Origin of the sequence: Schaalia sp. ZJ405 (assembly GCF_011038885.2) — a bacterium.
GTDB lineage: Bacteria > Actinomycetota > Actinomycetes > Actinomycetales > Actinomycetaceae > Pauljensenia.
The window spans coordinates 184,381-208,571 of sequence record NZ_CP064952.1; the positions used below are offsets into that span (position 1 = coordinate 184,381).

The following is a 24,191-nucleotide window of genomic DNA, read 5'->3' on the forward strand; positions in this document are numbered from 1 at the left end:
GATTCACGGCATAGGCTGGAGGAATGAATGAAACGATGGGAGTCACCAGCACCACGGTGACGCGAGTTGAAGATACGGCGATCATTTTCGAGGGCGGCGGTATGCGCAATGCGTACACCGCAGGCTTCGTCTCGATGCTCCTGGAGCAGGGAATCGAATTTCCCCACGTCTCAGGGGTCTCTGCCGGATCGTCCCACCTGTGTAACTATGTGTCTCGAGACATTACCCGAGTTCACTCAACATTCGTTGACATCGCCGATGACCCAGAGTTTGCTGGGCTCACGCACCTACGCAAGGGTCACGGCTTCTTCAACGCCGAATATATTTACCAAAAGATCTGCTACCCCGACGGCGCGATGCCCTTCGATTTGGCAACTTTCCTCCAGAACCCGGCACAGGTGCGCGTATGCGCTTTTAATGCCTCGCGCGGTCAGAGCCGCTGGTTCACCAAAGAAGATATGAGCACCCTTGAAACCCTGGGACCGGCAGTTCGCGCGTCCTCAACCCTGCCCGTGATGATGCCTCCCGTGGTCATTGACTCGGACACCTACGTTGACGGAGCCATCGGAGACAACGGCGGAATCGCCCTCGATGCTGCTCTTCACGACGGATACCGCAAGGTCGTCGTTGTTCTCACTCGTCCTCGTCACTACGTCAAACCCCCGATGAAAAGTTCCGTTGGGGCACTCCTGAAAACCGTCTACCGTGATTTCCCATCCGTGTACGAGGGCGTCGCGCAACGCCACATCAGATACAACGCGGCGCGCCGCCTCCTTGACCGCATGGAAGCCGACGGACGTGCCTTCCTTTTCTGCCCCGACAACCTGTGGATCAAGAACACGGAGATCCGTAAACCCCGACTTGAAGCGGCGTTCCGTTCGGGCTACTACCAGTCGTATCGGGAACTTGGCAGGCTCAAAGAATTCCTTGGTATTGCGTAGACGCCTCAACGTCTTCACGGGCGCGCTCGTCCTCGTTCATCACCGGCGCCTGGCTGGTGACCTTCAACACCCGGTAGCGGTTGATCGCGGCACCAATGTCGACAAGCCGTGGGCGCACAAGGAAGGGCGGGAACTCGCGGGCACCGAACTTCACTGCGGCGTCAAGGCCCTCGGAATTCACCTGTCGCTCAAGACGCTTGAGTAGCTCAGGCAGGGGTGTCTTTCCGTTCGCGAACTGCTCAAGGATGCCGCGAATAAACCACGCGATCGCTTCCGTTTGCCCCGGATCAACGATCTGCTCAACATCTGTCAGATCAATGATCTGGCGGTCGAGCATGACTTCGTTGAGGCCCGTTGACTTGGTTTTCGGACGAGAATTGGAGCTTGTGGCGCGCGCGGGCATGCGCTCGGGAGTGAGTGCGGTCGCGGGTTCGTCACTTCGCCGGCGCGGCATCGCGGCAACAACCTCGCGGGCCCGTTCGGTGACATCGCGACACCGGTACTCGTCAAGCATGATCACCTGGTCGGCAACATCGAGATAATCTCCTGAACCACCCATCACCATGACAACGGACACCCCGCGGTCATGGGCGAGGGCGCCGATGCGATCAACGAGCGGGGTGATCGGTTCCTTGTCCGCGTGGACAAGCTCGCGCATTCGCGAATCCCGGATCAGGAGATTCGTTGCGGACGTATCCTCGTCAATGAGGAGCATCTGGGCTCCCATCTCAACGGATTCAACGATTGCCGCGGCCTGCGACGTTGATCCCGACGCGTTCTCGGTGGAAAACACCGTCGTGTCGATCCCCCCGGGCAGGTGTGAGATGAACGGGGACACATCCACGCCGGTGACCGCGCGTCCGTCTGCGGCCCGCACTTTCACAGCCGTGGGGACCGTGGCAACGAGCTCGCGTCCATCCCCGGGAATATGTGCGTACACGCCGCGCTGGAGGGCACCCAGCAGCGTGGATTTCCCGTGGTAGCCACCGCCCACGATCAGCGTGATTCCCGGTGTGATGACCATGCCGGATACCTCGCCTGCGTGAGGCAGAGTGACGGTGCGGCGCATGGACTCTGGGGACTCGAAAGCAATGACGCCATCGCCCGTCATTGGTAGCTGCGACACCCCGGATTTGCGTGCAAGAACGGAATGGTCGCCAACGAAGGCCAGCCACCCGTTTTCTTCAAGGAGTTCCTGCAGTGCGCAATGATCCTCATAGGTGGCGATGTGTCCACGGAGGGCGCGTCGCTGGACATCTGTTCGTGGATCGTCGGATACGTAGTCGAAGGTGTCCATGACGATGTTGGGAATGTCAACGTCGAATAGTCCGGCGGCCTCGTGTCCGCGAATTGTTCGTCCTCGTGCGGGAAGATGCACCTGGAAACGCACCTCAACGCGGTCGGGGAGGACGGTTGCGCTTGAGCGTTGGAGAATCTCCTGACCCGGATGTGCGATACGGACCGTACCTGCGGCGTTGTTCTGACGGATCGCGTTCTCGAAGGTCCGCGCAAGGAAATCTGCCGCAGCAAGACGCGCATCTGCGTGTGCGATGGCTTCGGCTGGCAGACCCATGCGTTCGGGTGTCGTGATTGCACGGACCTGGGTTGGCGGCGCATAGGGGTCGGACTGGACGCGGTCAATTGACAGCGAGAAATCCCCGTAGTCCCAGTTGCCCGTCAGGGACTTGTACGTTCCGTACGGGCGTCCGTCGATCCGGTGGAGATCACCGATGAGGTCCTTGTCGGTTCCTTCGCGCCGCCGGGGGCTGTCGGAGTTCTTGCGTTGCCCGTGGTGAGCGTAAGGGGGAGTCATCGGGGTTTCCTTCCGCGAACGTGTTCGGTTCACTCACCGTCATTGGCTGCGAGCAGCCGTTGACGGGTCCTTTCCAGCGTGAGTGTAGGCGGGGAGGGCCGACAGGGAACCCCCGGGAGCCCTCACCCGCTCCTCTCGTACGCGCGCTGAGTGCGCGTCTGGGCGCTGGTGATCTTAGGGGACGAGGACGAGTGCCCTCACCCGATCACAGCATGCAGGACACGCAGCCTTCGACCGCGGTTCCTTCGAGAGCCATCTGACGTAGACGCATGTAGTACAGCGTCTTGATGCCGTTCCTCCACGCGTAGATGTAGGACTTGTTGATGTCTCGGGTGGTCACGGTGTCTGGGTAGAACAGCGTCAGAGACAGACCCTGATCAACGTGCTGCGTGGCCACAGCGTAGGTGTCGATAATTTTTTCCGGGCCGATTTCGTAGGCGTCCTCGTAGTATTCGAGGTTGTCGTTTGTCATGTACGGCGCCGGGTAGTACACGCGGCCGATCTTGCCCTCTTTGCGGATTTCGATCTTCGAGACAATCGGGTGGATCGACGAGGTGGAGTTGTTGATGTAGCTGATCGACCCCGTTGGTGGAACCGCCTGGAGGTTCTGGTTGTACATTCCGTAGGTCTTGACGTCCTCTGCAAGCCTCTTCCAGTCTTCACTGGTGGGGACCCGGATTGTGGACTTTGCCAGGAGCTCGCGGCACTTATCTGTTGTTGGCTCCCAGGTTCCGTTGATGTACTTGTCGAAGTACTCGCCGCTTGCGTACGTTGAATCGCGGAACCCCTCGAAGGCGATGCCGCGTTCCTTTGCGATGAGGCACGACGTGCGAATCGCCTCGTAGGCAACGGTCATGAAGTACATGTTGGTGAAGTCAAGAGCTTCGGGTGATCCGTAGTGCACGTGTTCGCGGGCAAGGTAGCCGTGGAGATTCATTTGTCCCAGGCCGATGGCGTGGCTCATTGAATTACCGCGGGCAATTGAGGGAACAGACCCAATGTCGGATAGATCAGAGACAGCGGTTAGGGCGCGAACGGCTGTTTCGACGGTCATCGAAAAATCGTCCGAATCCATCGTCTTGGCGATGTTGAGTGATCCGAGGTTGCAGGAGATGTCTTTACCGACGTGATCATAGGACAGGTCGTCGTTGTAGGTTGAGGCCTCGGAGACCTGGAGGATTTCGGAACACAGGTTCGACATGGTGATCCGCCCCTTGATGGGGTTCGCCGCGTTCACCGTGTCTTCGAAAACAATGTAGGGGTACCCGGACTCGAACTGGATTTCGGCGAGGGTCTGGAAGAAACGACGCGCGTTGATCTTCTTCTTGCGGATCTGCCCGTTGTCAACCATCTCGTGATACTTCTCGGTGACGGAAATATCGGAGAATGGCACGCCGTAGACGCGTTCAACGTCGTAGGGGGAGAACAGGTACATATCCTCGTTCTTCCGGGCCAACTCGAAGGTGATGTCGGGAACAACAACACCTAAAGACAGGGTCTTGATACGAATCTTCTCGTCGGCGTTTTCGCGCTTCGTGTCAAGGAAGCTCATGATGTCGGGATGGTGGGCGTGCAGGTAGACGGCACCCGCACCCTGACGTGCTCCGAGCTGATTGGCGTAGGAGAAGGAATCCTCAAGTAACTTCATGACGGGCACGACGCCGGAGGATTGGTTCTCGATACGTTTAATCGGTGCACCGGTTTCACGCAGATTCGTCAGCTGAAGCGCAACGCCGCCGCCGCGTTTGGATAGCTGGAGGGCAGAGTTAATGCCTCGGGCGATGGATTCCATATTGTCTTCGATGCGCAGAAGGAAGCAGGAGACCAGTTCGCCACGTGCGGCTTTGCCGGCGTTGAGGAATGTGGGTGTTGCGGGCTGGAAGCGGCCCGTCATCATTTCGTCAACGAGTTGACGGGCAAGGTCAACATCGCCGCGAGCAAGATAAAGAGCGACCATTGCGACACGATCCTCGAAACGCTCAAGGTAGCGTTTCCCGTCGAAGGTTTTGAGTGTGTACGACGTGTAGTACTTGAAAGCGCCCAGGAACGTGGGGAAGCGGAACTTGTGTGCGTAGGCCTGCTTGTACAGCGCCTTAATATCGGCGAACTCGTACTGATCGAGGACGTCTTTCTCGTAGTAACCCTCTTCCACCAGGTACTCAAGTTTTTCTTCCAGGTCGTGAAAGAACACGGTGTTCTGGTTGACGTGCTGAAGGAAGTACTGGCGTGCGGCCTTGCGGTCCGCGTCGAACTGGATGTGTCCCTCAGCGTCATAGAGATTGAGCTGGGCGTTGAGAGCGTGGTAGTCAAGCTCCGGGCGCGAAATTTCTTCTACTCCCGTGTCGGTGAGATTCTCTGCCAAAACTCGTTCAGTCCTTCGCGAACTCGGGAGACATCCTCGGGTGTTCCAAGGAGCTCGAACTTATACATGTGCGGGACTTTCAGCTTCGCTGAAATGATGTCCCCTGCAAGGCAGTATGCCGTGCCGAAATTAGTGTTGCCCGACGAAATGACGCCCACGCAGTGACGCCGATTCTCGGGGTCGTTGAGGAACTTAATGACCTGCTTGGGAACCGCGCCTTTGATATTACCGCCACCGTAGGTTGGGACAATCAACACATAGGGCTCGTTGACGTGAAGAAACTCATCATGTGGACGCAGGGGGATGCGCTGGGCGGGAAGCTGGAGTTTCGTGACGAAGCGATGGGTGTTGCCGGTGGCCGACGAAAAATAAACGACGTTGACCATGACAACATTCCTTCCCGAAACTTCGCATTCTCGCGGGGACTGGTGACGCCTGACGAGGCGGTGCGCCTGCTGCGTGGCGGACACACAGGTGTCCCGACCGCCCAGGCGGCCGGGACACGGTGCTTAGTTCTGGCCGACGGCGAGAGGAGCTTCTGCGAGGGCGGCGGCAACGGCCTTGATCCGGTCGGGACGGAAGCCGGACCAGTGATCTTCGCCGACCGTGACGACGGGAGCTTGCTGATAGCCCAGGCCCTTGATGAAGTTGAGAGCGGCAGCGTCCTCGGTGACGTCAACCTTGACGTAGTCCATTCCCTGCTTGTCGAGGAGGCGGTACGTGGCATCGCACTGCGGGCAGCGGGGCTTGGAGTAGACGGTGATCGTCATGGGATGCTCCTTACTCATGTGTCTGGGCGTTTCGGTGCCGTAAAGCGCGAAATGACGCCGATGTAATTCGGATGGGAACGACTCGCGTTCCGAACACAGATAACACTACACCTTGTGGTGTCCGTCTGGGTGAACCCCAAGATGTTGTGTTTATTGCCTCGGTGACATTTTGCTGTGAATGACGGAAGTGCGGCCTGTGGATGGCATGTGTATATCGACTTCTTCTCCTTCATGATCTCAGGGGGTACCGGCATCTGCGGCCCGAGTGAAAGCCGAATTTTTCGCTGACAATGCGCCGATCTTCTTGGCGAGGAAGATGAGGGACAAGCCGCTGTGGATACTGTGGAACAAGGACGATCATTTTTCCACAGCCTGTGGAAAACTCTGAGGATTCCCTGTGGCAGTGAGTGAAAAAATTGTCTCTCATCTCGGCGTGTCGCCACTAGATCTGGGGGTGGGCATCGACATGCGCCCCCGATATCTAGTGGTCGTGTGATGGGCGGGGATACGGTGACGATCTATTCGCGCCACCACAGCGTGCGCCCAAGGCGCCAAAGCATGGTGTTTCTCTCGTGGTCCGCGCGCGTGAATTCGGTGGCGAGGACGGCATGTGTCATGTGCTCGTAGAAAATCAGGGGCGTCGAATCTATTGACTTTCGTTTCAGCGAGTGATTACTGTGGATCCATAGCGTTGAGCATGGCTCCGCAGCGTCATCTACACCTTCTGCTCATGCGAAGGTCTCGTGTTTCCGCAATCTCCCTGAAAAACGACGGTGGTGAGGAGTTCTCCCATGAGCATCAGTATGTTGGGGTATCAGCAATGAACTGGCTCCGTGTGTGCGCTGCTCTCGTGGCATTTCACCTGGTCGCGGCATTGCTTTCCCCGCTGCGGCCGAATAGGACAATTCGGTTGAACGCCAATGAGTACCTTCAGTTTCGAGCTGTTTTACCGGAGGTATTTCTGTTTGCACTGCCGTTTCTTGTGTGCTCGGTGATCGCGCTTGGTGTCTTTTATTGGAAGAAATCGGTTCCCGTCCTGGTGTTGAGCTACCTGCTGGCTATTCCTGGAATCGTATGCACCGGGTATCTGGGAATCTTTCTTCTCCTCGCAAGCGGCATCATGATGCTCATCAGAGTATGCAGAATCGTCCTCGCAAAAGAGACAGAAGGCTAGCGGTCTGACGTCTGTGTCATCTCGATTCACTGGTCGCTTCACTGTGCGCATGGATCGAACTGAGGCCGGTCCGAAACATCGGACCGGCCTCCTGCCTTGCCAGGTAGCTATGCAGGTGGCTTCTTCTGGTGGAATCTCAGTCGAAAAGTCAGCGGCTTTGATCCGGCTGAGATGAACGACTCGGCTTCGGCGAATCCTCAACATTCAACGACATTGACGGCTAATCCTCCGGCTGATGTTTCCTTGTACTTTGACAGCATGTCGTTGCCGGTTTGCCTCATCGTCTCGATGACGACATCGAGAGCTACCGTATGTCTCCCGTCGCCCCACAACGCCATGCGTGCGGCATTGATCGCTTGAACAGCGGCAATGGCGTTGCGTTCGATACAGGGAATCTGCACCAGGCCGGACACGGGGTCACAGGTGAGTCCCAGTGAGTGTTCCATCGCGATTTCCGCGGCATTCTCAACCTGCTGGGGTGTTCCGCCGAGCGCCTGCGCAAGCCCAGCTGCCGCCATCGCCGAAGCCGACCCCACCTCCCCCTGGCACCCAACTTCGGCGCCAGCGATCGACGCATTTGTTTTAATCAACGCCCCGATCGCCGTTGCAGCGAGGAGAAACTCATGAATAGCGCGACGCCTCAGGAATGATCCGCGCATCTGTGTTTCACTCAAAGCCGACAATGTGCCATCAGCGCACGCAGGAGCACCTCCAGAAGAAGAGGGACCACTGTCATCCGAAGCACGCAGCCGCATACCCTTGAACGGCATGACCCCGCCGTCGTCCATGTTGGGGACGCTGAGCGACGGCGAACACCCGGCTTCTGGACAGAAAGACACGAGGTACCCCAAGACCGCGGGAATAACCCCGGCAGCACCGTTCGTTGGTGCGGTGACGATGCGGTGCCCGGCGGCGTTCTCTTCGTTGACGGCAAGGGCAAAAACGTTGACCCAGTCGATGGCTCGCATCGGGTCGTTCGGCATCGATGCCCAGCGCGTGATGGGGGAACCCTCAGCCGCTGTGCCTGCGGTTTGAGATGAGGTGGATTGAGACGAGTGGGTGCGTCCCGCGAGCCGGTAGACCAGAGTTTTCGCGCGGCGAGGAACATCTAAGCCTCCCGGAAGAATTCCCTGCGCACTGGTGCCCTGGTCGATTGCGTCGAACATCGTGTCGGCGATGCGGTCAAGGTAGGAGTCAACAGCCGCGGGCGGGCGTACCGCCTCCTCGTTTGCGCGAACAACCTGAGCGATGGAGAGACCGGATTCTTCGCACACAGCGAGCAGTTGCTCCGCCGAAGAAAACGGATACGGTGCCGCAGCGTCGATACTTGCGTTCGTCTGTCCCGTTGCCAGCGACCCGACCTGCGGGTCTTGCGGGTCGTCGTTGTGCTGAACCATGACGAAGCCGCCGCCAACGGAATAGTAGGTGCGCCGCAGAATCATCAACGAGGACGAGTTCGCCTCTTCCCCAAGCCTTTCGGGTGATCCAGGGGTCACGTGGGACGGGAGTGATGTGGGTGCGATGCCAGGCGCAGTTTCGCCCGCATTGTCGAGCACATTCATCGTCTCATCACCCGGCACCTGAACTGGCGGCACCTGAGCTGGCGTCGGGGGTGCCCATGCGGTGATCGTCAGGGCGTTGACGTGGTAGGGAAGGATCGTCAGGGGTCGGAAACGCACATCGCGGTCAAAGTCCATAGGGACGCTGCGTCCACCGGGCAGATCGAGAGTCTTCGTGCGGGCAAGCGACGGAAGGATCGCCTCAACGGTGTCCACCGACACCGTCTCCGGGTCGTGACCTGCCAGGCCCAGGAGGACCGCGCGGTCCGTGTTGTGGCCGCGGCCCGTGGCACCCAGAGAACCGAACAGGTCAACGGTGATACGAGTGGGAGTGGGCACGGAGGCAAGCTCCGCGGTGAAGGCCAGTCCCGCACGCATCGGGCCAACCGTGTGCGAGGACGAGGGGCCAATTCCCACGCGGAACATATCGAATACCGACAGAGGGTGCGGGGCCTCATCGGCGGACACCTCACCGGACACCAACGCGGCAGGAGTCGGACGATCCGGAGCGAAGTGCGTGGGAATCGAGCGGCTCAGTTCGCGTGTGCGATCGGGTGAGGAAAGATCCATGAGGACATTGTGCCTGATCCGAGGCGTAGCTCATGACAGGCGGCACGGCGCGAATATGGTGCTGACAGGCGCGCAGACCGGTATTCACACAGTGGGGAGAGACATCGCGCAGGCACGCGCCTCCCAATTAGACTGAGGCGCATGTCGAACACACAGCCAGGCCCTTTACTTTCGCTCCACATGCCCAAACGCACCCGTGTCGACGCCGTCATCCAGTGCGCGATGCCGATGGAAGCCCAGCCCTTTCTTCACGAACTCGACATCTGCGACTCCATCGAATTCGACGCGCTGACGAATCGGGGGGCAGAGAATCTTCGCGGCCAGAGTAGTGCTCAAGCCGCGGTTGCGGCGCCTGCGCACACGGGCGACGGTTCGCAAGTTTCCCCCGAGGCTACCGACACAGCTAGCTCGCAGTGGACTCCGAAAGATTTCCCGCGTTACGTGCTTGGACGATACGCCGGATCAACGGTCCTGATCGTCACCTCCGGCATTGGGCTGGCGAACTCCGCGGCCGCGACCGCCCGCGCACTCATGCTGGTTGATACTCCCGTGATCCTTGCGGCCGGAACAACGGGCGGTTTGGCGCGCAACATCAACGTCGGTGACATCGCCGGCGGGATCGCTTCGATCTACGGAGCTGCGGACGCCACGGCATTCGGATACGTCATGGGGCAGGTTCCTCAGATGCCCGTTGATTACCATTCAAGTGACGCCCTCATCGAGGCCCTTGGTCGCTTGGGAGAGCATCTTCCCTACACGGTTCATTCCGGGCGGGTCGTTTCTTCGGACTCTTTCATTACTCAGCCGCTGGCTGAACCCATGCGTGCGAAATTCCCCGACGCCATTGCCGCGGATATGGAAACGGCTGCGATGGCGCAGATCGCGTGGGTTCACGGCGTTCAGTGGCTGAGCCTGCGCGCTGTGTCGGACCTGTGTGGACCCCAGGCGGGGCAAGACTTCCACATGGATTCCGAAGAGGCCGCGCGCCATTCCGCCGAGGCAGTGACAGCTTTCCTCAGTCTGAACACGTCAGCCCATGTGACGGTAGGCCGCGCTCGTCCTCGTGAATAACGTGAATGAACAGAAGGGAAACCCGACATGACCAGCATCCTCATGGTGTGCACCGGAAATATCTGCCGATCAACGATGGCACACGAGGTACTTGAGGAGGCACTTGAAGCCGAAGGAATCGACGGCATCACCGTGGACTCCGCAGGCGTATCGAACGAGGAAGAAGGCAACCCCGTGGACTACCGGGCCGCTCGGGTGCTGCGCGATGCCGGATACCGGATTCCCAGCCACCGAGCCCGGCAGGTCCACGCAAAGGAACTGGCTCAGTGGGACCTGATCCTCGCGATGACCAGTCACCACCTGTCGGCACTCAACCGGCTGCGTGACCGTGCGGGACTGCCCGCAGGTCAAGGCCCAGAAATCCGGCTGTTCCGCGACTTTGATCCGAAATCTCGGCCCGGAGACATGGACCTGCCCGACCCCTGGTACGGCGGACACTCCGACTTCGTTGAGACCCTTGAGGTCATCGAACGGACAACACCGAAGATCGTTGAGTATGTCACGAAGCGCGAGCAGTAACGAACGAGGACGAGGGAGAACGGCTTAGCCCTCGGGTGGCTCTTCGGCGCTGACAACATAGTCGGCACGAGGACGGGACTCCTCAACGAACTCAATGTTCGCTGCGTCCACGGTCCGCACCCAGTGGGCGGCATCCACGCGGTCACGCCCAAAAGCTTCGTGCCGAGCAACGAGGCGGCGAAGCATATCGCTGCGCGGAGTGTCGATGTACACCAGCATGTCGATGAGCTCGCGCACGTCGCGCCAGCCTGGAAGATTCACCCCGAGATAGTTGCCTTCGGTGATGATGATTCCGGTGGGAGCCAAAGGAATCGAGGCTGCGATAGGTTCATGCAGGTCACGTCGATAGTCGGGCGCGAGAAGCGTCTCATTCGAGACCGTGCGCACCCGATGCAGAAGAGACACGTAGCCGCCGATGTCAAAGGTATCGGGGGCACCCTTACGATCATGACGCTCCCACAGATCAAGAACGGTGTTCGACAGGTGAAAACCGTCCATCGGGAGGATCCCCGCGACCTCCACATCCGCAGACTGAAGAAGGTCGCTGACTATTCCGGCGACCGTTGATTTCCCGGTTCCCGGCGGCCCAGTCAGGCCGAGGACGCGCAGTTCTTCACCGCGTGCGAGCCGGTGAAGAACGAGGTCCGTGATCTGACGGGCAACGGACTGCGAAGCATTAAACGAAGATGCGTGGATCATGACGAGTACCTGCGTTGTGGAGGGAATGGACCGGGCGCCGGCAGTGAGATGCCGATTCGTTGAGGGGTCGCCTGTGCGCTCGTCATGACCTGAGTTTAGGGCAAAGGGCGCCGCAGTGACGCTAGCTCACGAGCGTAGGCACCCCCGGGTTGTGTGGGAACGCCATCCTTCGTCCACGTGAGAATCCGACGCCGATCAAAGGAATGCGTGCATGAGCCACATGCGACAACACGTTTGGGCTGCCGGAAAAGTTTCTTCGTTGCCCCGCACACCGGGCACGTCCCCACCCAGGGGGCCTCAGGTTCTGGGAGTTGAGCGGGTAGGCGTGCGTCATCAGGAGCGCCGAGCGCCCGAGCCATACGCTTCCATTCGGCATCGTGATGGTGATGGGGACCAACCATTGCGTGCGCGATTTCGTGGAGGATAACGCCGCGCACCGTCGCCTCGTCGTAGAGATCAACAAGGGGGCCCGATAGAGTGATTGTTTTGCGCGCGTGGGTGCACGAGCCGGCGCGTCGTTTCGCGTGATCGAAACGAAACGTCCAGTCGCTAAGTCCCGCGGCGTCCATGATGACCCGGGCTTGCCTGCGTGCCTCCTCCCGGTTCACGTCAGACGCCCCAACAAAGTGCGGATCCGCTTGACTGACACTTTCGTTGGCGTGCCCAACTGTTGAGCAAAGAAAGACACCCGAAGTTCTTGCAGCATCCACCGGGCGTGGAGAATCAGCTCGGCGCGTTCGGTACTGAAAGGCAGAGTATCGGCGCGGGCCTGAGCGTCATCCACCATCGCCGTGGCCTCGGTGATCCGGCCCATGTCCTCGAGGTCTCGGGCGAGTGCTCCAGGGGACGAGGACGCGCGCGCAATGCGCGCGGCACCCGCACGCAAATACCTGGCCAGATGGGGCATCGCCCACAGCGGGGTCTGCGCAACAAAACCGGGGTAGACAAGGGATTTCGTGTTTGCGGCCACGTCCGTGACGGTCTGAGTCATCGATGCTTCCGTGTGCTCACGCAGTGCGCTGTCAACCTCACTCTGGCCCTCCATTGCACGCACCACGTGACCGAGAATGTCGTAAACGCGATCCTCGTGAAGGTCACGGGCCACGGCAGCAAGACTGTCGAAAGATTCTCGGCTACGGATCGACGAGACACCGCTTGGCCCGGAGAGTTCATCAACCAAGGAGAGCGCGGATGCGTACTGTGCGTCGGCAACCAATTCTTCCGTGTTGGCATAGGGAGAAGCAGCGAGCATCAGTGCCTGACGTCCCGTCCACCGCGTTGTCACCCGCGTGTGTGTCAATTGCACTTTAAGTAAGAGGAGACGAGCAAGCCCGACCCGATGGTTGCGATCAGCTTCGGCTGCATTCGCCATGACGCGAACACTAACGGCACCTGTGTCAGTGGTGCTGTGGTTGATGAGTGCGGGGAAACCGCGGAGTTTCACCCCATCTGCTCCCGTTGACTCAACGGATCGAGGCAACGGTCTGATGGGAAACTCCGTGAGGCCGTCTTGGTGGAAGTCAGCGGCCTGGCTCATTGCCCCCACAGGGGATGGTGAATGATCGAGGGCGTGCTGCGCGCGACTGTCTTTCACAGAAGCGGTGCGATCAGAGGCAGCCGTGCCGCTTGCCCCGTGAACACCGTGGAGTTCAGATGAGCGGGGTTCACCCGTCTGCGTGGAAGCTGGATCCTTTGCCGCCGTCACCTTGCGAGCCCCGGCTCTCCCACGTCGGTTGGAACGGTCGCGCTGTGCATCCTCAAACGCCTGAGCAACTGCGCCTCGCACCGCATGACGAATGGCCTGGTCCGCTGCCTTCGCAAGGGTTCGCTGAAGATAGGTCAGGTCAGTTCCACTCCCCAGCTCCCTCCCGGAGCCATCAACAACAACGTAGGTCATGCGCAGATGATCGGGCAGAGCATTGGCAGCGTAGGCCAGGTCCTCATCGGACAGATCAACGCCGCGTAGCTCACGCATCGCTCGGGAAAACGCCTGAGCGAACGACGCGGACATACCGGCCCGCGTTTTCTGGGAGTCACCGGAGTTCAAGGGGACGCTCTGAGCGGCAGGAGAGTCGGCGAGTGCATGGGAGCCCTGCGCCGAAGCCGCTGTCACTGCCTGCTGAGGGAGAGCTTTCGGTTTGGCGCGCGTGGCCTGCCCCGTGCGCGCACCCCACTGCGCAAGACGGTCCATCGCCGCCGACAACGACAGGGGATCGTCCTCGGCTCGGCTCGTCGTCACAGTGTTGAGCGCCGCCGCCTCGTCCTCGTCACCATCCCCCGACTCTCGCTTCGCCATCCACGCGGATGCCTGCGCCCCCACCTCAGGTGCCGGAGCGAGAAGACGGCGTTTAGCTTTGGGGAGGGCCCGAATGGTTTCAGTAATGAGTTCCTCGCGCATCCCGGGAACCAGCCAGTCAGTTCCCCCGTCGGTCACGCGTTCAAGAACCTCAATGGGAATTGTCATCGTGATGCCATCACGAGCCGACCCAGGTGAGAACTCGTAATCCAGACGCAGCCTGATGTCACCGCACATCCAATGGTCAGGAAAACCTTCCTGCTCATGGCCACCACCGCGCGGCAACAGCACAGCCGATGTGTACGTCAGCAAATCAGGGGTCTTGACCCGCTGACGTTTCCACCAGCGATTGAAATGACCCGTCGACACGACGTCCTCGGGAATGACATCGTCGAAGAAACGGAAACGTGCGTCCTCGTCTGCAACGAGGCCGCGGCGACGTGAGCGCCGCTCAATCTCGCGGGCTTGCTCAAGGAGTTCATCGTTACGTTTCTGGAAGGCATGACGTTCACGCCACTGGCCCGCAACCAGGGCATGCGAGATGAACATGTCACGTGCCACGGTTCGCGCCGTCAACTTGGCATCGGCATCATCGACATCGGTGCCGGGGGTTGATGCGCCAGTCGATAAGGCACTGTCCTGCGGTGAAGAGTCACGTGACGAGGCCGCACCAGCGACTCCGCGAGCGCCAGTTGCAGCAGGAAAATGAGCATCGGCGGACACAACGGAATCTGGTTGAGCCCCGTGAGCCTTCCCCTCGTCGCTGGCAGCTGCGGAGCTGGCGGCCAACGCTAAGGCAAGAATGTCGCGCCCCACCGACCCGAGTTCTTGGGAGGCGCGCGCTGACCCGCGACGAGCGGGTCCGTCCTCGTCCCCACGATCTCCGAGCAAACCCTGAGCGATGCCCGCAAGAGATCCCGGTGTGGCCACAGATGACCCGAGTACGCCGGATGACCCAATAACAGTGTCGCCCAGACGCCCAAGGAGAACAGGCCGGTCGGCGCTCAACGTCAGGCCGTAGAGCAGCACCTTTTCTTTGACCATCGCGGCGCCCTTCGAGGACGACCAATACGGTTGCGAATAGATACGCTTGACAAGAGGGGCAGCAAGAGGCTCGATCCATTCGGGGCGGATCCGCGCAACTGTTCGAGCAAAGAGACGGCTTGTTTCCACAAGTTCAGCGGTCATCACCCACGCCGGATGTGACCTGGCCAAACCCGACCCCGGCCACACCGTGAAACGCGTGCCACGAGTACCCTGATAGGTGCGTTTCTGCTCATCCCAGGACCCCACGTTCGATAGCAACCCCACGAGGAGAGAACGGTGAATCTCATCGGCATCAACCGTGGTATGCCCCTGCGTGAATGCCACAACCGCGCGGGCCGCAGCGTCCTGGGTTCCCCCAAATTGCGCGGCCTCGACGACATCTCGGCTGCTGGGGATACTCAACGGATGGATCGCTAAATCCAGAGGGCGGGCCATCTGCTGAAGCTGCGTGACGACGTCGCGCCACTCACGGAAGCGCAGGTAGTGAAGGAACTCCGCGCGGCATAGGCGCCTGAAAGCTGAGCCCGAGAGGTCGCGCTGTTGAACATGCAAGTAGCGCCACAGGTTGAGGTAGGTGATGAAATCTGAATGCGGGTCGGCAAAGCGCGCGTGGGACGCGTCGGCGGCTTGCTGATGATCGAGTGGGCGCTCGCGGACATCTTGAATAGACAGGGCTGCAACAATGACAAGAACTTCGGACGCACAGCCGTTCGCATCGCCCTCAAGGAGCATCCGACCCAGGCGCGGATCAATGGGAAGATGAGCGAGGTCTCGGCCGATCGGCGTGAGGGAATGCTCGCCCGCCTCGTCCTCGTCAAGCGCGCCGATCTCCACGAGAAGCTGGATGCCGTCACGCACAGCCCGACGATCCGGTGGGTCAAGGAAGGGGAACTGCTGGATGGACCCCAGGCCCAGTGAGGCCATCTGAAGGATGACGGAAGCCAGGGAAGTTCTCAGGATCTCAGGTTCGGTGAACTCTGGGCGCGCCTCGTAGTCCCGCTGTGAATACAGGCGAATCGCAATGCCGTCGGCAACGCGGCCGCTTCGTCCGGCGCGCTGGTTCGCGGAGGCCTGCGATACCGGTTCAATGGGAAGACGCTGCACTTTCGTCCGATTTGAGTACCGGGAAATTCGTGCCATGCCAGGGTCGATGACGTAGCGGATCCCCGGGACAGTCAGCGACGTTTCCGCCACATTCGTTGCCAGAACAACCCGGCGCAGACGGTGCGCCTCGAACACCCTGTGCTGTTCGGCCGCGGTCAGGCGCGCGAAGAGCGGAATGACTTCCACGCTGCCGGGTCGGGCTGGTGCATCTTCACCGGCACGCACTCCCCGGGGGCCCAGGTGGTCGAGCAGAGCCTGTTCGGTGTCGCGGATATCGCGTTCACCCGGGAGGAATACGAGGATGTCGCCCTCGCCCTCGGTGGCGCTGCGGTGAGCGTCCTCGGCGATGAGTTCGTCAACGGCATGACAAATTGCCTGCTCAACGTCGATGTCTTCGCCCAGGCCATAACCGAGGGTCGGGAGGTCATCGTCTGGGTCTTCGAGTACCAACTGCTCGACGTGACCTAAGTGATTGTCTTGACCGGGTGTCACGCGAGGATCAGAGGAGTTGCCCGGGGTCTCGTGGGCGCCGGATATTCCGTCGGGTGCGTGAGTGTGGCTGGACGTTGAGTATGAGGTCGGTACGTCGGCGCTCAGAGGTCGGTAGCGGATCTCCACGGGGAAGGTCCGGCCTGATACCTCGATGACGGGAGCTTTCTCAATGAGACGCCCTTGCCCGGGGATTCCGTCCCACCGGCCAAAATGCTCAGCGAAACGCTGAGAATCAATTGTTGCCGAGGTGATGATGACTTTCAGATCAGGGCGCATCGGCAGCAGACGCGCGAGGTAGCCCAGGATGAAGTCGATGTTCAAGCTGCGTTCGTGGGCTTCGTCAATGATCAGGGTGTCGTAGCGGCTTAGCAGTGGATCCGACTGGATTTCTGCCAGCAGGATGCCGTCAGTCATGAGTTTGACGAGGGTTGTGGGGCCGACCTCGTCGGTGAAACGCACCTGGTAGCCCACAACCTGACCGTTTTCTCGTCCGACTTTCTGGCCGAGTTCTTCTGCGATTCTGTCGGCGACGGATCGGGCGGCGATCCTGCGTGGCTGTGTATGACCGATCAGTCCACGCACCCCTCGTCCCAGTTGCAAACAGATTTTCGGCAGCTGCGTTGTTTTACCCGAACCCGTTTCTCCCGACACGATAACGACCTGGTGGTCCCTGATGGCGTCGGCGATTTCGTGGCGTCGCGCGCTGACGGGCAAGTCAGGGTACGTGATGACGGGGATCGATGCGGCCCGCAGCGCCAATTGATCGGGGGTGAAAGGACGGAAAGGACGTGCCGTGTCGTAGTGGGGGCGCCGCGTGCGTCGCCGAAGTCTCAGCTGGTCGCGCTGCTGTTCTCCCCGGGTGTGTGCGCGCCTCTTCGGTGACGCTGCCTGTTGGGTATTTTTCCGAGAATTCGTGGGGGCCTTCCCCCGGGGGTCCTTCTGGGGACGAGGACGAGCCGGCCCGCCGGTCCTTAGACGTGAGGAACCGTTGTTTTCAGGCTGCTTCTTACGAGGCTGCGGGTCGGACGTAGGCACCCGACTATTTTAGTCGACGCATCATGACCTACACGATCGAAGACCTGTTGTTCGCGGCATGCCTTGGCTTCTCACAGATGATCGAAGACCTGTTGTTCGCGGCATGCCTTGGCTTCTCACAGATGATCGAAGATGCTAGGAATGATCCCATGCATGGAGTTTTCGCTGGCCTGACCACTTTGGACATCATTCACGCCCTGGATCACGAACCCGACACCGCAACGAAAACCACGTCAACGAATCACGTGATGGCCGCCGGAGGACCGGCAACAAATGCCGCGGTAACAGCGGCAGCCCTCAACCGCGTCGCCGGGGCGCTGAAGCCTGGACACGAGGACGAGGCTTTAGCGATGACTCTGCTCACCGCGCTTGGTGGGGGAACAGTCGCACAGTTCCTGGCTGTGGACTTGAAAGAATCCGGGGTGTTGAGCCTCGATGCCACTGCTGCATCGTCGACAGAGGATACGCCGGCGATCTCCTCGATCATTGAGCATCCCCGCGGACGCATGGTTGCCTCAACAAATGCGCGCCTCGACGTTGACGTGGACACCGGACGGGCTCTCCTGCGCGCACAGATTGAACGCGTTGGACCTCCAGACGTTGTTCTCGTTGACGGACACAACCCCGGCCTCGCCAATGAAGCACTGAAGTGGGGAGTTGAACTGGCTCACGAGGACGGTTCACACCGGGGCGAAAACTTAGATGACCCCTTTGCTTTCATTGAGGCAAAACCCCCTCACCTGCGGATTCTTGACGGCGGCTCGTGGAAGGACTGGTTGACGCCGCTGCTGCCACTCATTGATATAGCGGTCGTCTCGGCTGACTTTTGCCCACCTGTGCTCACTCAACCCGACGGCGAACAGGTCGCAGCTTTCCTGCGCGGGTTCGGCATCACTCGCGTGATCCGCACGCAGGGACCCGACCCGGTTCAGTGGTGGTGGGCAGGCACCTCGGGTGAAGTTGAGGTTCCCAGCGTCAACGCCATCTCCACCCTGGGTGCCGGTGACATTTTCCACGGGGCACTGGCATGGGCTCTCGGTCACCTCCACCACAGTTCACGAATCATTGCCGAGGACGAGGCGGGCTCAACGCACCCACACGCACGCGACACCCACGTTCACACTGACGGTATGGACAATCCTTCGGCGGTTATTGCCTTTGCCAGCGATGTTGCGGCACTGTCAACTCAGAGCTTTGGGACGCGATCGTGGCGGGAAACCCCAGAGCTTGAGAGCATCGTCGCGAGGTTCCTTGAGGCGAACTGACACGCGGGCGACACCAGCGGGTGCCGGGTGCTGTGCGGGAAACTATCTCTGGGCCGGAAAACTACCGCTGGTCAGCGGTTTTACGTGCGATGGGCACCCACTGTTTGGCCCAGTTAACTGCGAGGCTGTCTAGCTCTTCAACGCCGACGCCGGAACCAAAATCTGAGTTCGGAACAATCTCCACCCGAGACCCGTCAGGCAGCTTGGGGAACGCGTCCTGCGTGAGCGCCATCAGGCCGCTTTGCGCATCCGCTTCGTCATGAATGATGAGCGTCGGCTGAGAAAGCCCGTCAACAAGGGACTCAGTGTCTGTCATTGACAGGTCAATGAGCGTCTGCTTGGAGATTGTGAACTGGCGGCGAACCGACGGTGAATCATCGGGGATCGTCGTGGTTCCGTAGTCCTCGAGGTCACGCAGCTGAATGTCAGAGAAGATCGCCGTCCAATCGTAGGAGATCGGGCCGATCGTGGGGGAAGACAAAATCATGGCGGCAACGTCACGAGGTCTGGCGCGTAACGCCACGGTCGCGCCGAAAGAATGCCCGTGAAGAACCTGACGCGTAAAACCTTGATCCGCCAACCACCCCGACGCTGCACGCAGGTCCTCGACCATTGCGTCCAGAGTGATGATTTCATCGCCGGAAGCCCCGTGACCCGAATAGTCGAACTCAAGGGTGGCGTACCCGGCCTCACGATAAGCCTTCGACAGCCGATCAAAATGCTCCGCCGAATGTCGGTCAGCAAGGAAGGAGTGAGAGAAGAGGACCGCAGCATCGCTGGAATCGACGGGGTTGGTCAACGTCCCCGCGATTGAAACCCCTCTGGGTGTCTGCATCACAATTTCACTCACCCCTACACGGTATCGCGTTGCGCTGACGAATTCGAGAGTGTTTTCAACTGATGTGCATTTGTGACACGTTTGCCCGCACACTTGCTGGGGATGATTCGTGGGGAAACGGTAGGCTTGATTGCGTTGGATGCTACGCCGACGTGATGACCTCACGCACCAGAATCTGAAGAATCGAGGGGGCCACATGGGAATGAAAATGGGACTTGTTGTGGGACTTGGAGTCGGATACGTCCTGGGCACACGCGCCGGACGTGAACAGTACGACAAGATCCGCACCGTGGCATCAAAAGTTCGCCGCGTCCCCATCGTTGCCAAACCCCTCGACGCCGCCGGAGCCAAAGCCTCCGACATTGTTCGCGCTCAGGGCGAACGCGTCACCGACAAAGTCGCTGACATGGTGAAGGAACGCCTCTTCGGGGCTCCAGCTTCGTCCTCGTCAATGGAATATCCGGCGCACACCACGTACCCGGCGAGTCCGCCTGCCCCTGAGGGAACCGTTCCAGTGGATGGCACGCAAACGAGCGTTCGCTGATGCAACCAACGCGCCAGCAGATTCGGCGGTGGAGACGTCACCTCGCAGAAGAACGCATGGAGGCGCGCACCTACCGGTCGCTTGCGGAACGTCGAACAGGCGAAGAACGCCAGGTCCTGCTTGCCCTCGCCGAAGCGGAGGGGCGTCATGAGGAATACTGGCTTGCTCTCCTGGGAGATCGAGCGCTCCCGGTTCCGCGCCCACCTTTGCGCGCGAAATTTGCTTCGTGGCTCGCCCAGATGTTCGGCACGATCTTCATTCTCGCGATGGCTCAGCGTGCCGAGCAACGCACCACCTACGACATTGACGAGGACGCCCCAGCCCAGATGGCGGCGGATGAACACATCCACGGGGAAGTCATTCGAGGATTGACAGCCCGATCACGTGAGGCTCTTGCGGGAACATTTCGGGCTGCGGTCTTTGGAGCAAATGATGGGCTGGTCTCCAACCTTGCGCTTGTCCTCGGTGTGGCCGCAACGGGGATGAGTCCCCAGTTGGTTCTTGCAACGGGGGTGGCGGGTCTGCTGGCCGGGGCGCTGTCGATGGCCGCCGGTGAATGGGTGAGCGTCCGTAGTCAACGCGAACTCCTTGACGCTTCAATCCCCGATCCCGAAGCTCACCAGGCAGTTCCTGCCTTGGATGTCAATGCCAACGAACTTGCCCTGGTGTTTCGTGCCCGAGGAGAAAGCGCGCAGGAGGCACAGGAACACGCTTCGCAGATCTTCGCCCAGATTTCCTCTCGGTCCGGGGCGAACACTGACTCCGGGGTCATTGCCTTGCGTTCGGCACTTGGTGAAGGAAACGGAGTTAATACCGGTGCGGGTGATGAAATCGGAACACCGTGGAGAGCGGCCGCGTCCTCGTTCATTTTCTTTGCCATTGGTGCGCTATTCCCGTTGATCCCCTACATTTGTGGTTTATCGGGAACCACTGCGGTCGTCGTGGCAGCCGTCATCGTTGGCTGCGCACTGCTGGGAACAGGGGGAGTCGTTGGAGTCCTCTCCGGTCAGGCACCCACCCCGCGTGCTTTCCGCCAACTCGCCATCGGCTATGGAGCTGCCGCGGTGACCTACGCTCTGGGCCTGCTTTTTGGGACGACGGTGGCCTGACATGAGGGGCGTGTTGGTGGCATCGACTCGCGGGGAGCGCCACGAGGTCTGGACATATCATCATGGTTTCTGTGAAATGGTGAGTCGGATCCGACGGACGGGGCACAAGGAGGTGCAATGACCGGCGGCACGGTACTGGACATGCTCAACGAGACACTCCCCGATCTCTTTCGAGCAATTGAGCTTCTCGGAGTCCTCCTCAATGGGATCCTTGGCGGGCGTCTTGCTCGGATGAAGAACTTCGATGCCGTTGGCTTCGCGGTGCTGGCAATCATGTCTGCCCTGGCAGGAGGAATGCTGCGCGATGTGCTTTTGCAGGCCGGGCCTCCCATCGCGCTCACCGACCCCTACTACCTGGGAACAGCGCTCGTGGGAGCGGGAATAGCGATGCTATGGAAGCTCGAATCGCGCCCGTGGCGGATCGCGTTGATCCTCGCCGACGGCACGGTCCTGGGATGCTGGGCCGCAACCGGCGCCCTGAAAACCCTCGATGCTGGCTTTGGATGGGTGCCCGCGATCATGCTCGGCATCACGACGGCCGTCGGCGGAGGAATGATCCGCGACGTTTCCGCAGGGAACATTCCGATGGTGTTCGGTGGCAATAATCTCTACGCGACTCCGGCGCTGGTGTCATCCATCATCATGGTGGCGTTCCACGAGTTTGACCTCAACACCATCGGCATACTCATTGCAACCATCGTGGGATCCAGTTTCACCGTTGTGGCGCATTGGAGAAAATGGCAGCTCCCGCAGACGGGTGAATGGACTCTGACGTTGACGGCCAGCCAGCTACGCAGGCTCATTAACCTGGGGCGCACAGCGAATGAGAGTGATGAGGGGAACGTCCGCGACGTCACCTAGTTCATCGTCTTTTCCACTATGTGGGATGGATGGGTGAATCCCCATCGGGTAAATTCCGTGTAAATCCGCGAACTTTTGAGATAAATTCCCATGTCACGCCGCCTATAACGTCCGGTATCTGGCGCGGTTGGCGCCGTGTGGAGCAACACCCCTAGTCTGAGCGGCGCGCTCCGACAGCCTGCTGAATGACCCGTTAGCTGGGGCGTTTCCGTTTCACTTCAATGCACGGCGAAAGGCCCTACCAGTGACGAGGACCCCGATGGCTGGCGAATGCGCTGCCTCAGACGGACATTCATCGGCTCATTCTCAAAAATTTAAGAAACGCCACTTGTCGATGATGGCGTTGGGGAGCGCCATCGGAGCGGGATTCTTCCTCGGAACAGGGGTCGCGGTATCCAAAGCCGGACCCGCCGTGCTTATTTCCTACGCCCTCGCCGCGCTCATCGCCGTTTCCGTGATCTTTGCGCTCGCGGAACTTGCGTCAGCGCTGCCCTCAACGGGATCGTTCTCCACCTATGCGGAAGCTGGAATTGGGCGCTGGGCGGGATTTACTGCCGGGTGGCTGTACTGGTCGATGCTCATCATGGTGCTCGGAATGGAAATCACGGGTGCTGCTGCGATCTGTGTTCGGTGGTTCCCCGCCCTGCCGCAGTGGGTTGTTGCGTTGGCGATCGTCGTCGTCCTCGGCGGCATCAATCTGCTGGCCGCGCGCAGTTTCGGCGAGGTCGAGGCGTGGCTGGCCGGAATCAAAGTTGTTGCGATCATCGCCTTCCTCCTCGTTGGCCTCGCCCTGATCTTCGGCGTGATCCCCGGACGCGTCGAACCCGTTGTTGACACCATCGTTGGACACGGCGGTCTGATGCCTAACGGCATGTCGGGAGTGGCGATCGGCCTGCTCGCGATCATCACCTCCTTCGGTGGCATTGAAATCGTCACTATTGCCGCAGCGGAGGCTGAGGATGCCCGGGCCGCTATGGGCGCCGCCATCCGGTCCGTCATCATGCGGATTCTGGTCTTCTACGTTGGCTCGGTTGTTGTGCTCATCTGCCTGCTCCCGTGGAATTCGCCGGAAATGGCAGAAAATCCCTTCGCATCGGTCCTCAAAATGGCGGGAATCCCCGCGGTCGCAACGATCATGGAAGCCGTTGTCTTCATCGCCCTCATCTCGGCGTTCTCGGCGAATATCTACGCTTCCTCGCGCATGGCGTACTCCCTATCAGCACGAGGGATGGGCGTGCGTTGGCTCCTGGGCAAAGATGCGGTTATTCCCCCGTATGTAAGGCAGAGTGAGTCGGTTGTCGAGGGTGAATCCGAAAAGGAGAGCCAGGGGTTGGATCCCCTAAGTGTGGAGGCCTCCCACGAAGCGGTCGGTGACATTGAACGAGGACGGACACCGCGGCGAGCGGTGTCGGTGTCGATTGCCCTGTCCCTGGTGTCTGTGGGCCTCAACTGGTGGCTCCCCGACACGCTCCTGGGAGTTCTCCTCAACGCCATCGGCATGGTTCTTTTGATCATCTGGGTTTTCGTTCTCATTGCGCAGATGCGGCTCCATCATTCATTGGAGCAATCTGGGAAACTGGCGATCCGCATGCCGGGGTGGCCGTGGCTGCCGTGGGTCGTCCTCGTTGCCCTTGTTGGGGTTGCGGGCCTTATGGCGTGGGATCCTGCGGCACGTCAGCAGCTCATCGCGATGTCGGTGTTGACCCTCATTGTTATCGGACTGTTCTTCCTCAAGGACTGGTGGATGAAGCGCCGATTGGCGTGACTTTCGAGGTCGGCGGATCGATGGGCAGAGCACCGTTCTGTGAGGTGGAGTGTCGGTCTGCCGAAAACGTGACAGTGAAAAGATTCGTTGTGACATAAGTGGCTGGAAAGTGGCCGGAATGGGGGATTTTGGGCCAAAAACGTCACACTGAAAAGATTCACTGTCACGTAAACGGCTGGAAAGTGGCCGGAATGAGGGGTTTTGCGTCAAAAACGTCACACTGAAAAGATTCGCTGTGACGTGAATGGCGCAGAGCGGCCCGAAAACTGGGCAGATGTCCGATGGTTCAACACAAGTCGCGGAAAAGTTGGATGAGCACTCTAGAATCCAACAAAAGTACCAGTTGTGTTGGATTGT

The 24,191-nt window shown here is 59.9% G+C and carries 18 protein-coding genes; 9 read left to right on the forward strand and 9 right to left on the reverse strand.

The window, feature by feature from the left end; all coding sequences use genetic code 11:
• Positions 1-23 precede the first annotated feature (23 nt).
• Entirely contained in the window at positions 24-941 is a 918-nt protein-coding gene (locus G7Y41_RS00780; protein ID WP_165217140.1) for a patatin-like phospholipase family protein, read from the forward strand.
• Here the strand turns inward: G7Y41_RS00780 and G7Y41_RS00785 are convergent.
• The 4 genes from G7Y41_RS00785 to nrdH all read right to left on the reverse strand — a co-directional run bounded on the left by G7Y41_RS00785 (position 916) and on the right by nrdH (position 5,886).
• Positions 916-2,754: an ABC-ATPase domain-containing protein gene (locus tag G7Y41_RS00785; protein ID WP_165315705.1), complete on the reverse strand. Its 1,839-nt coding sequence runs from the start codon at positions 2,752-2,754 to the stop codon at positions 916-918. The genes G7Y41_RS00780 and G7Y41_RS00785 overlap by 26 nt on opposite strands.
• Positions 2,755-2,959: 205 nt before the next feature.
• Positions 2,960-5,116: a class 1b ribonucleoside-diphosphate reductase subunit alpha gene (nrdE, locus tag G7Y41_RS00790; RefSeq protein ID WP_165315706.1), complete on the reverse strand. Its 2,157-nt coding sequence runs from the start codon at positions 5,114-5,116 to the stop codon at positions 2,960-2,962.
• Complete coding sequence (gene nrdI, locus G7Y41_RS00795; RefSeq protein ID WP_165217149.1) at positions 5,086-5,502, reverse strand: class Ib ribonucleoside-diphosphate reductase assembly flavoprotein NrdI; 417 nt, start codon at positions 5,500-5,502, stop codon at positions 5,086-5,088. The genes nrdE and nrdI overlap by 31 nt, the downstream gene beginning before the upstream one ends.
• Before the next feature lie 123 nt (positions 5,503-5,625).
• Positions 5,626-5,886, reverse strand: coding sequence for a glutaredoxin-like protein NrdH (nrdH, locus tag G7Y41_RS00800; protein ID WP_165315707.1), 261 nt, complete (start codon positions 5,884-5,886; stop codon positions 5,626-5,628).
• A gap of 730 nt (positions 5,887-6,616) precedes the next feature.
• Here nrdH and G7Y41_RS00805 point away from each other — a divergent pair.
• Entirely contained in the window at positions 6,617-7,060 is a 444-nt protein-coding gene (locus tag G7Y41_RS00805) for a hypothetical protein (protein ID WP_165315708.1), read from the forward strand.
• Positions 7,061-7,257: 197 nt separating this feature from the next.
• On the opposite strand, the gene G7Y41_RS00810 is transcribed toward G7Y41_RS00805, so the two are convergent.
• Positions 7,258-9,189, reverse strand: coding sequence for an L-serine ammonia-lyase, iron-sulfur-dependent, subunit alpha (locus tag G7Y41_RS00810; RefSeq protein ID WP_231367322.1), 1,932 nt, complete (start codon positions 9,187-9,189; stop codon positions 7,258-7,260).
• 141 nt (positions 9,190-9,330) lie between these two features.
• On the opposite strand from G7Y41_RS00810, the gene mtnN reads away from it, so the two are divergent.
• Positions 9,331-10,260 carry a 5'-methylthioadenosine/S-adenosylhomocysteine nucleosidase gene (gene mtnN / locus G7Y41_RS00815; protein ID WP_231367323.1) on the forward strand — a complete coding sequence of 310 codons (930 nt, stop codon included), beginning with the start codon at positions 9,331-9,333 and terminating at the stop codon, positions 10,258-10,260.
• Positions 10,261-10,287: 27 nt separating this feature from the next.
• Positions 10,288-10,779 (forward strand): low molecular weight protein-tyrosine-phosphatase, encoded by a 492-nt coding sequence (locus tag G7Y41_RS00820; protein WP_165315709.1) that lies wholly within the window; start codon positions 10,288-10,290, stop codon positions 10,777-10,779.
• A gap of 24 nt (positions 10,780-10,803) precedes the next feature.
• Here G7Y41_RS00820 and G7Y41_RS00825 read toward each other — a convergent pair whose 3' ends face one another.
• The 3 genes from G7Y41_RS00825 to G7Y41_RS00835 all read right to left on the reverse strand — a co-directional run bounded on the left by G7Y41_RS00825 (position 10,804) and on the right by G7Y41_RS00835 (position 17,452).
• Complete coding sequence (locus G7Y41_RS00825; protein ID WP_165315710.1) at positions 10,804-11,478, reverse strand: nucleoside/nucleotide kinase family protein; 675 nt, start codon at positions 11,476-11,478, stop codon at positions 10,804-10,806.
• Positions 11,479-11,573: 95 nt separating this feature from the next.
• A complete protein-coding gene (locus tag G7Y41_RS00830; RefSeq protein ID WP_165315711.1) occupies positions 11,574-12,086 on the reverse strand; it encodes a SprT-like domain-containing protein in 513 nt (170 codons plus the stop codon).
• On the reverse strand, positions 12,083-17,452 hold the full coding sequence (locus G7Y41_RS00835) for a DUF3418 domain-containing protein (RefSeq protein ID WP_442984250.1): 5,370 nt from the start codon (positions 17,450-17,452) through the stop codon (positions 12,083-12,085). The genes G7Y41_RS00830 and G7Y41_RS00835 overlap by 4 nt, the downstream gene beginning before the upstream one ends.
• A gap of 149 nt (positions 17,453-17,601) precedes the next feature.
• On the opposite strand from G7Y41_RS00835, the gene G7Y41_RS00840 reads away from it, so the two are divergent.
• On the forward strand, positions 17,602-18,717 hold the full coding sequence (locus G7Y41_RS00840) for a PfkB family carbohydrate kinase (RefSeq protein ID WP_165315741.1): 1,116 nt from the start codon (positions 17,602-17,604) through the stop codon (positions 18,715-18,717).
• Between the two features lie 61 nt (positions 18,718-18,778).
• On the opposite strand, the gene G7Y41_RS00845 is transcribed toward G7Y41_RS00840, so the two are convergent.
• Positions 18,779-19,567, reverse strand: a complete 789-nt coding sequence (locus G7Y41_RS00845; protein WP_165315712.1) for an alpha/beta hydrolase — start codon at positions 19,565-19,567, stop codon at positions 18,779-18,781.
• Positions 19,568-19,751: 184 nt separating this feature from the next.
• Between G7Y41_RS00845 and G7Y41_RS00850 the strand changes: the two genes are divergently transcribed.
• The 4 genes from G7Y41_RS00850 to G7Y41_RS00865 all read left to right on the forward strand — a co-directional run bounded on the left by G7Y41_RS00850 (position 19,752) and on the right by G7Y41_RS00865 (position 23,834).
• Positions 19,752-20,099, forward strand: a complete 348-nt coding sequence (locus G7Y41_RS00850; protein ID WP_231367324.1) for a YtxH domain-containing protein — start codon at positions 19,752-19,754, stop codon at positions 20,097-20,099.
• Positions 20,099-21,208 (forward strand): VIT1/CCC1 transporter family protein, encoded by a 1,110-nt coding sequence (locus G7Y41_RS00855; protein ID WP_231367325.1) that lies wholly within the window; start codon positions 20,099-20,101, stop codon positions 21,206-21,208. Before G7Y41_RS00850 ends, G7Y41_RS00855 begins: the two co-directional genes overlap by 1 nt.
• Positions 21,209-21,325: 117 nt before the next feature.
• Positions 21,326-22,069: a trimeric intracellular cation channel family protein gene (locus G7Y41_RS00860; RefSeq protein ID WP_165217169.1), complete on the forward strand. Its 744-nt coding sequence runs from the start codon at positions 21,326-21,328 to the stop codon at positions 22,067-22,069.
• Between the two features lie 259 nt (positions 22,070-22,328).
• Entirely contained in the window at positions 22,329-23,834 is a 1,506-nt protein-coding gene (locus tag G7Y41_RS00865) for an amino acid permease (protein ID WP_231367326.1), read from the forward strand.
• Positions 23,835-24,191: the final 357 nt, after the last annotated feature.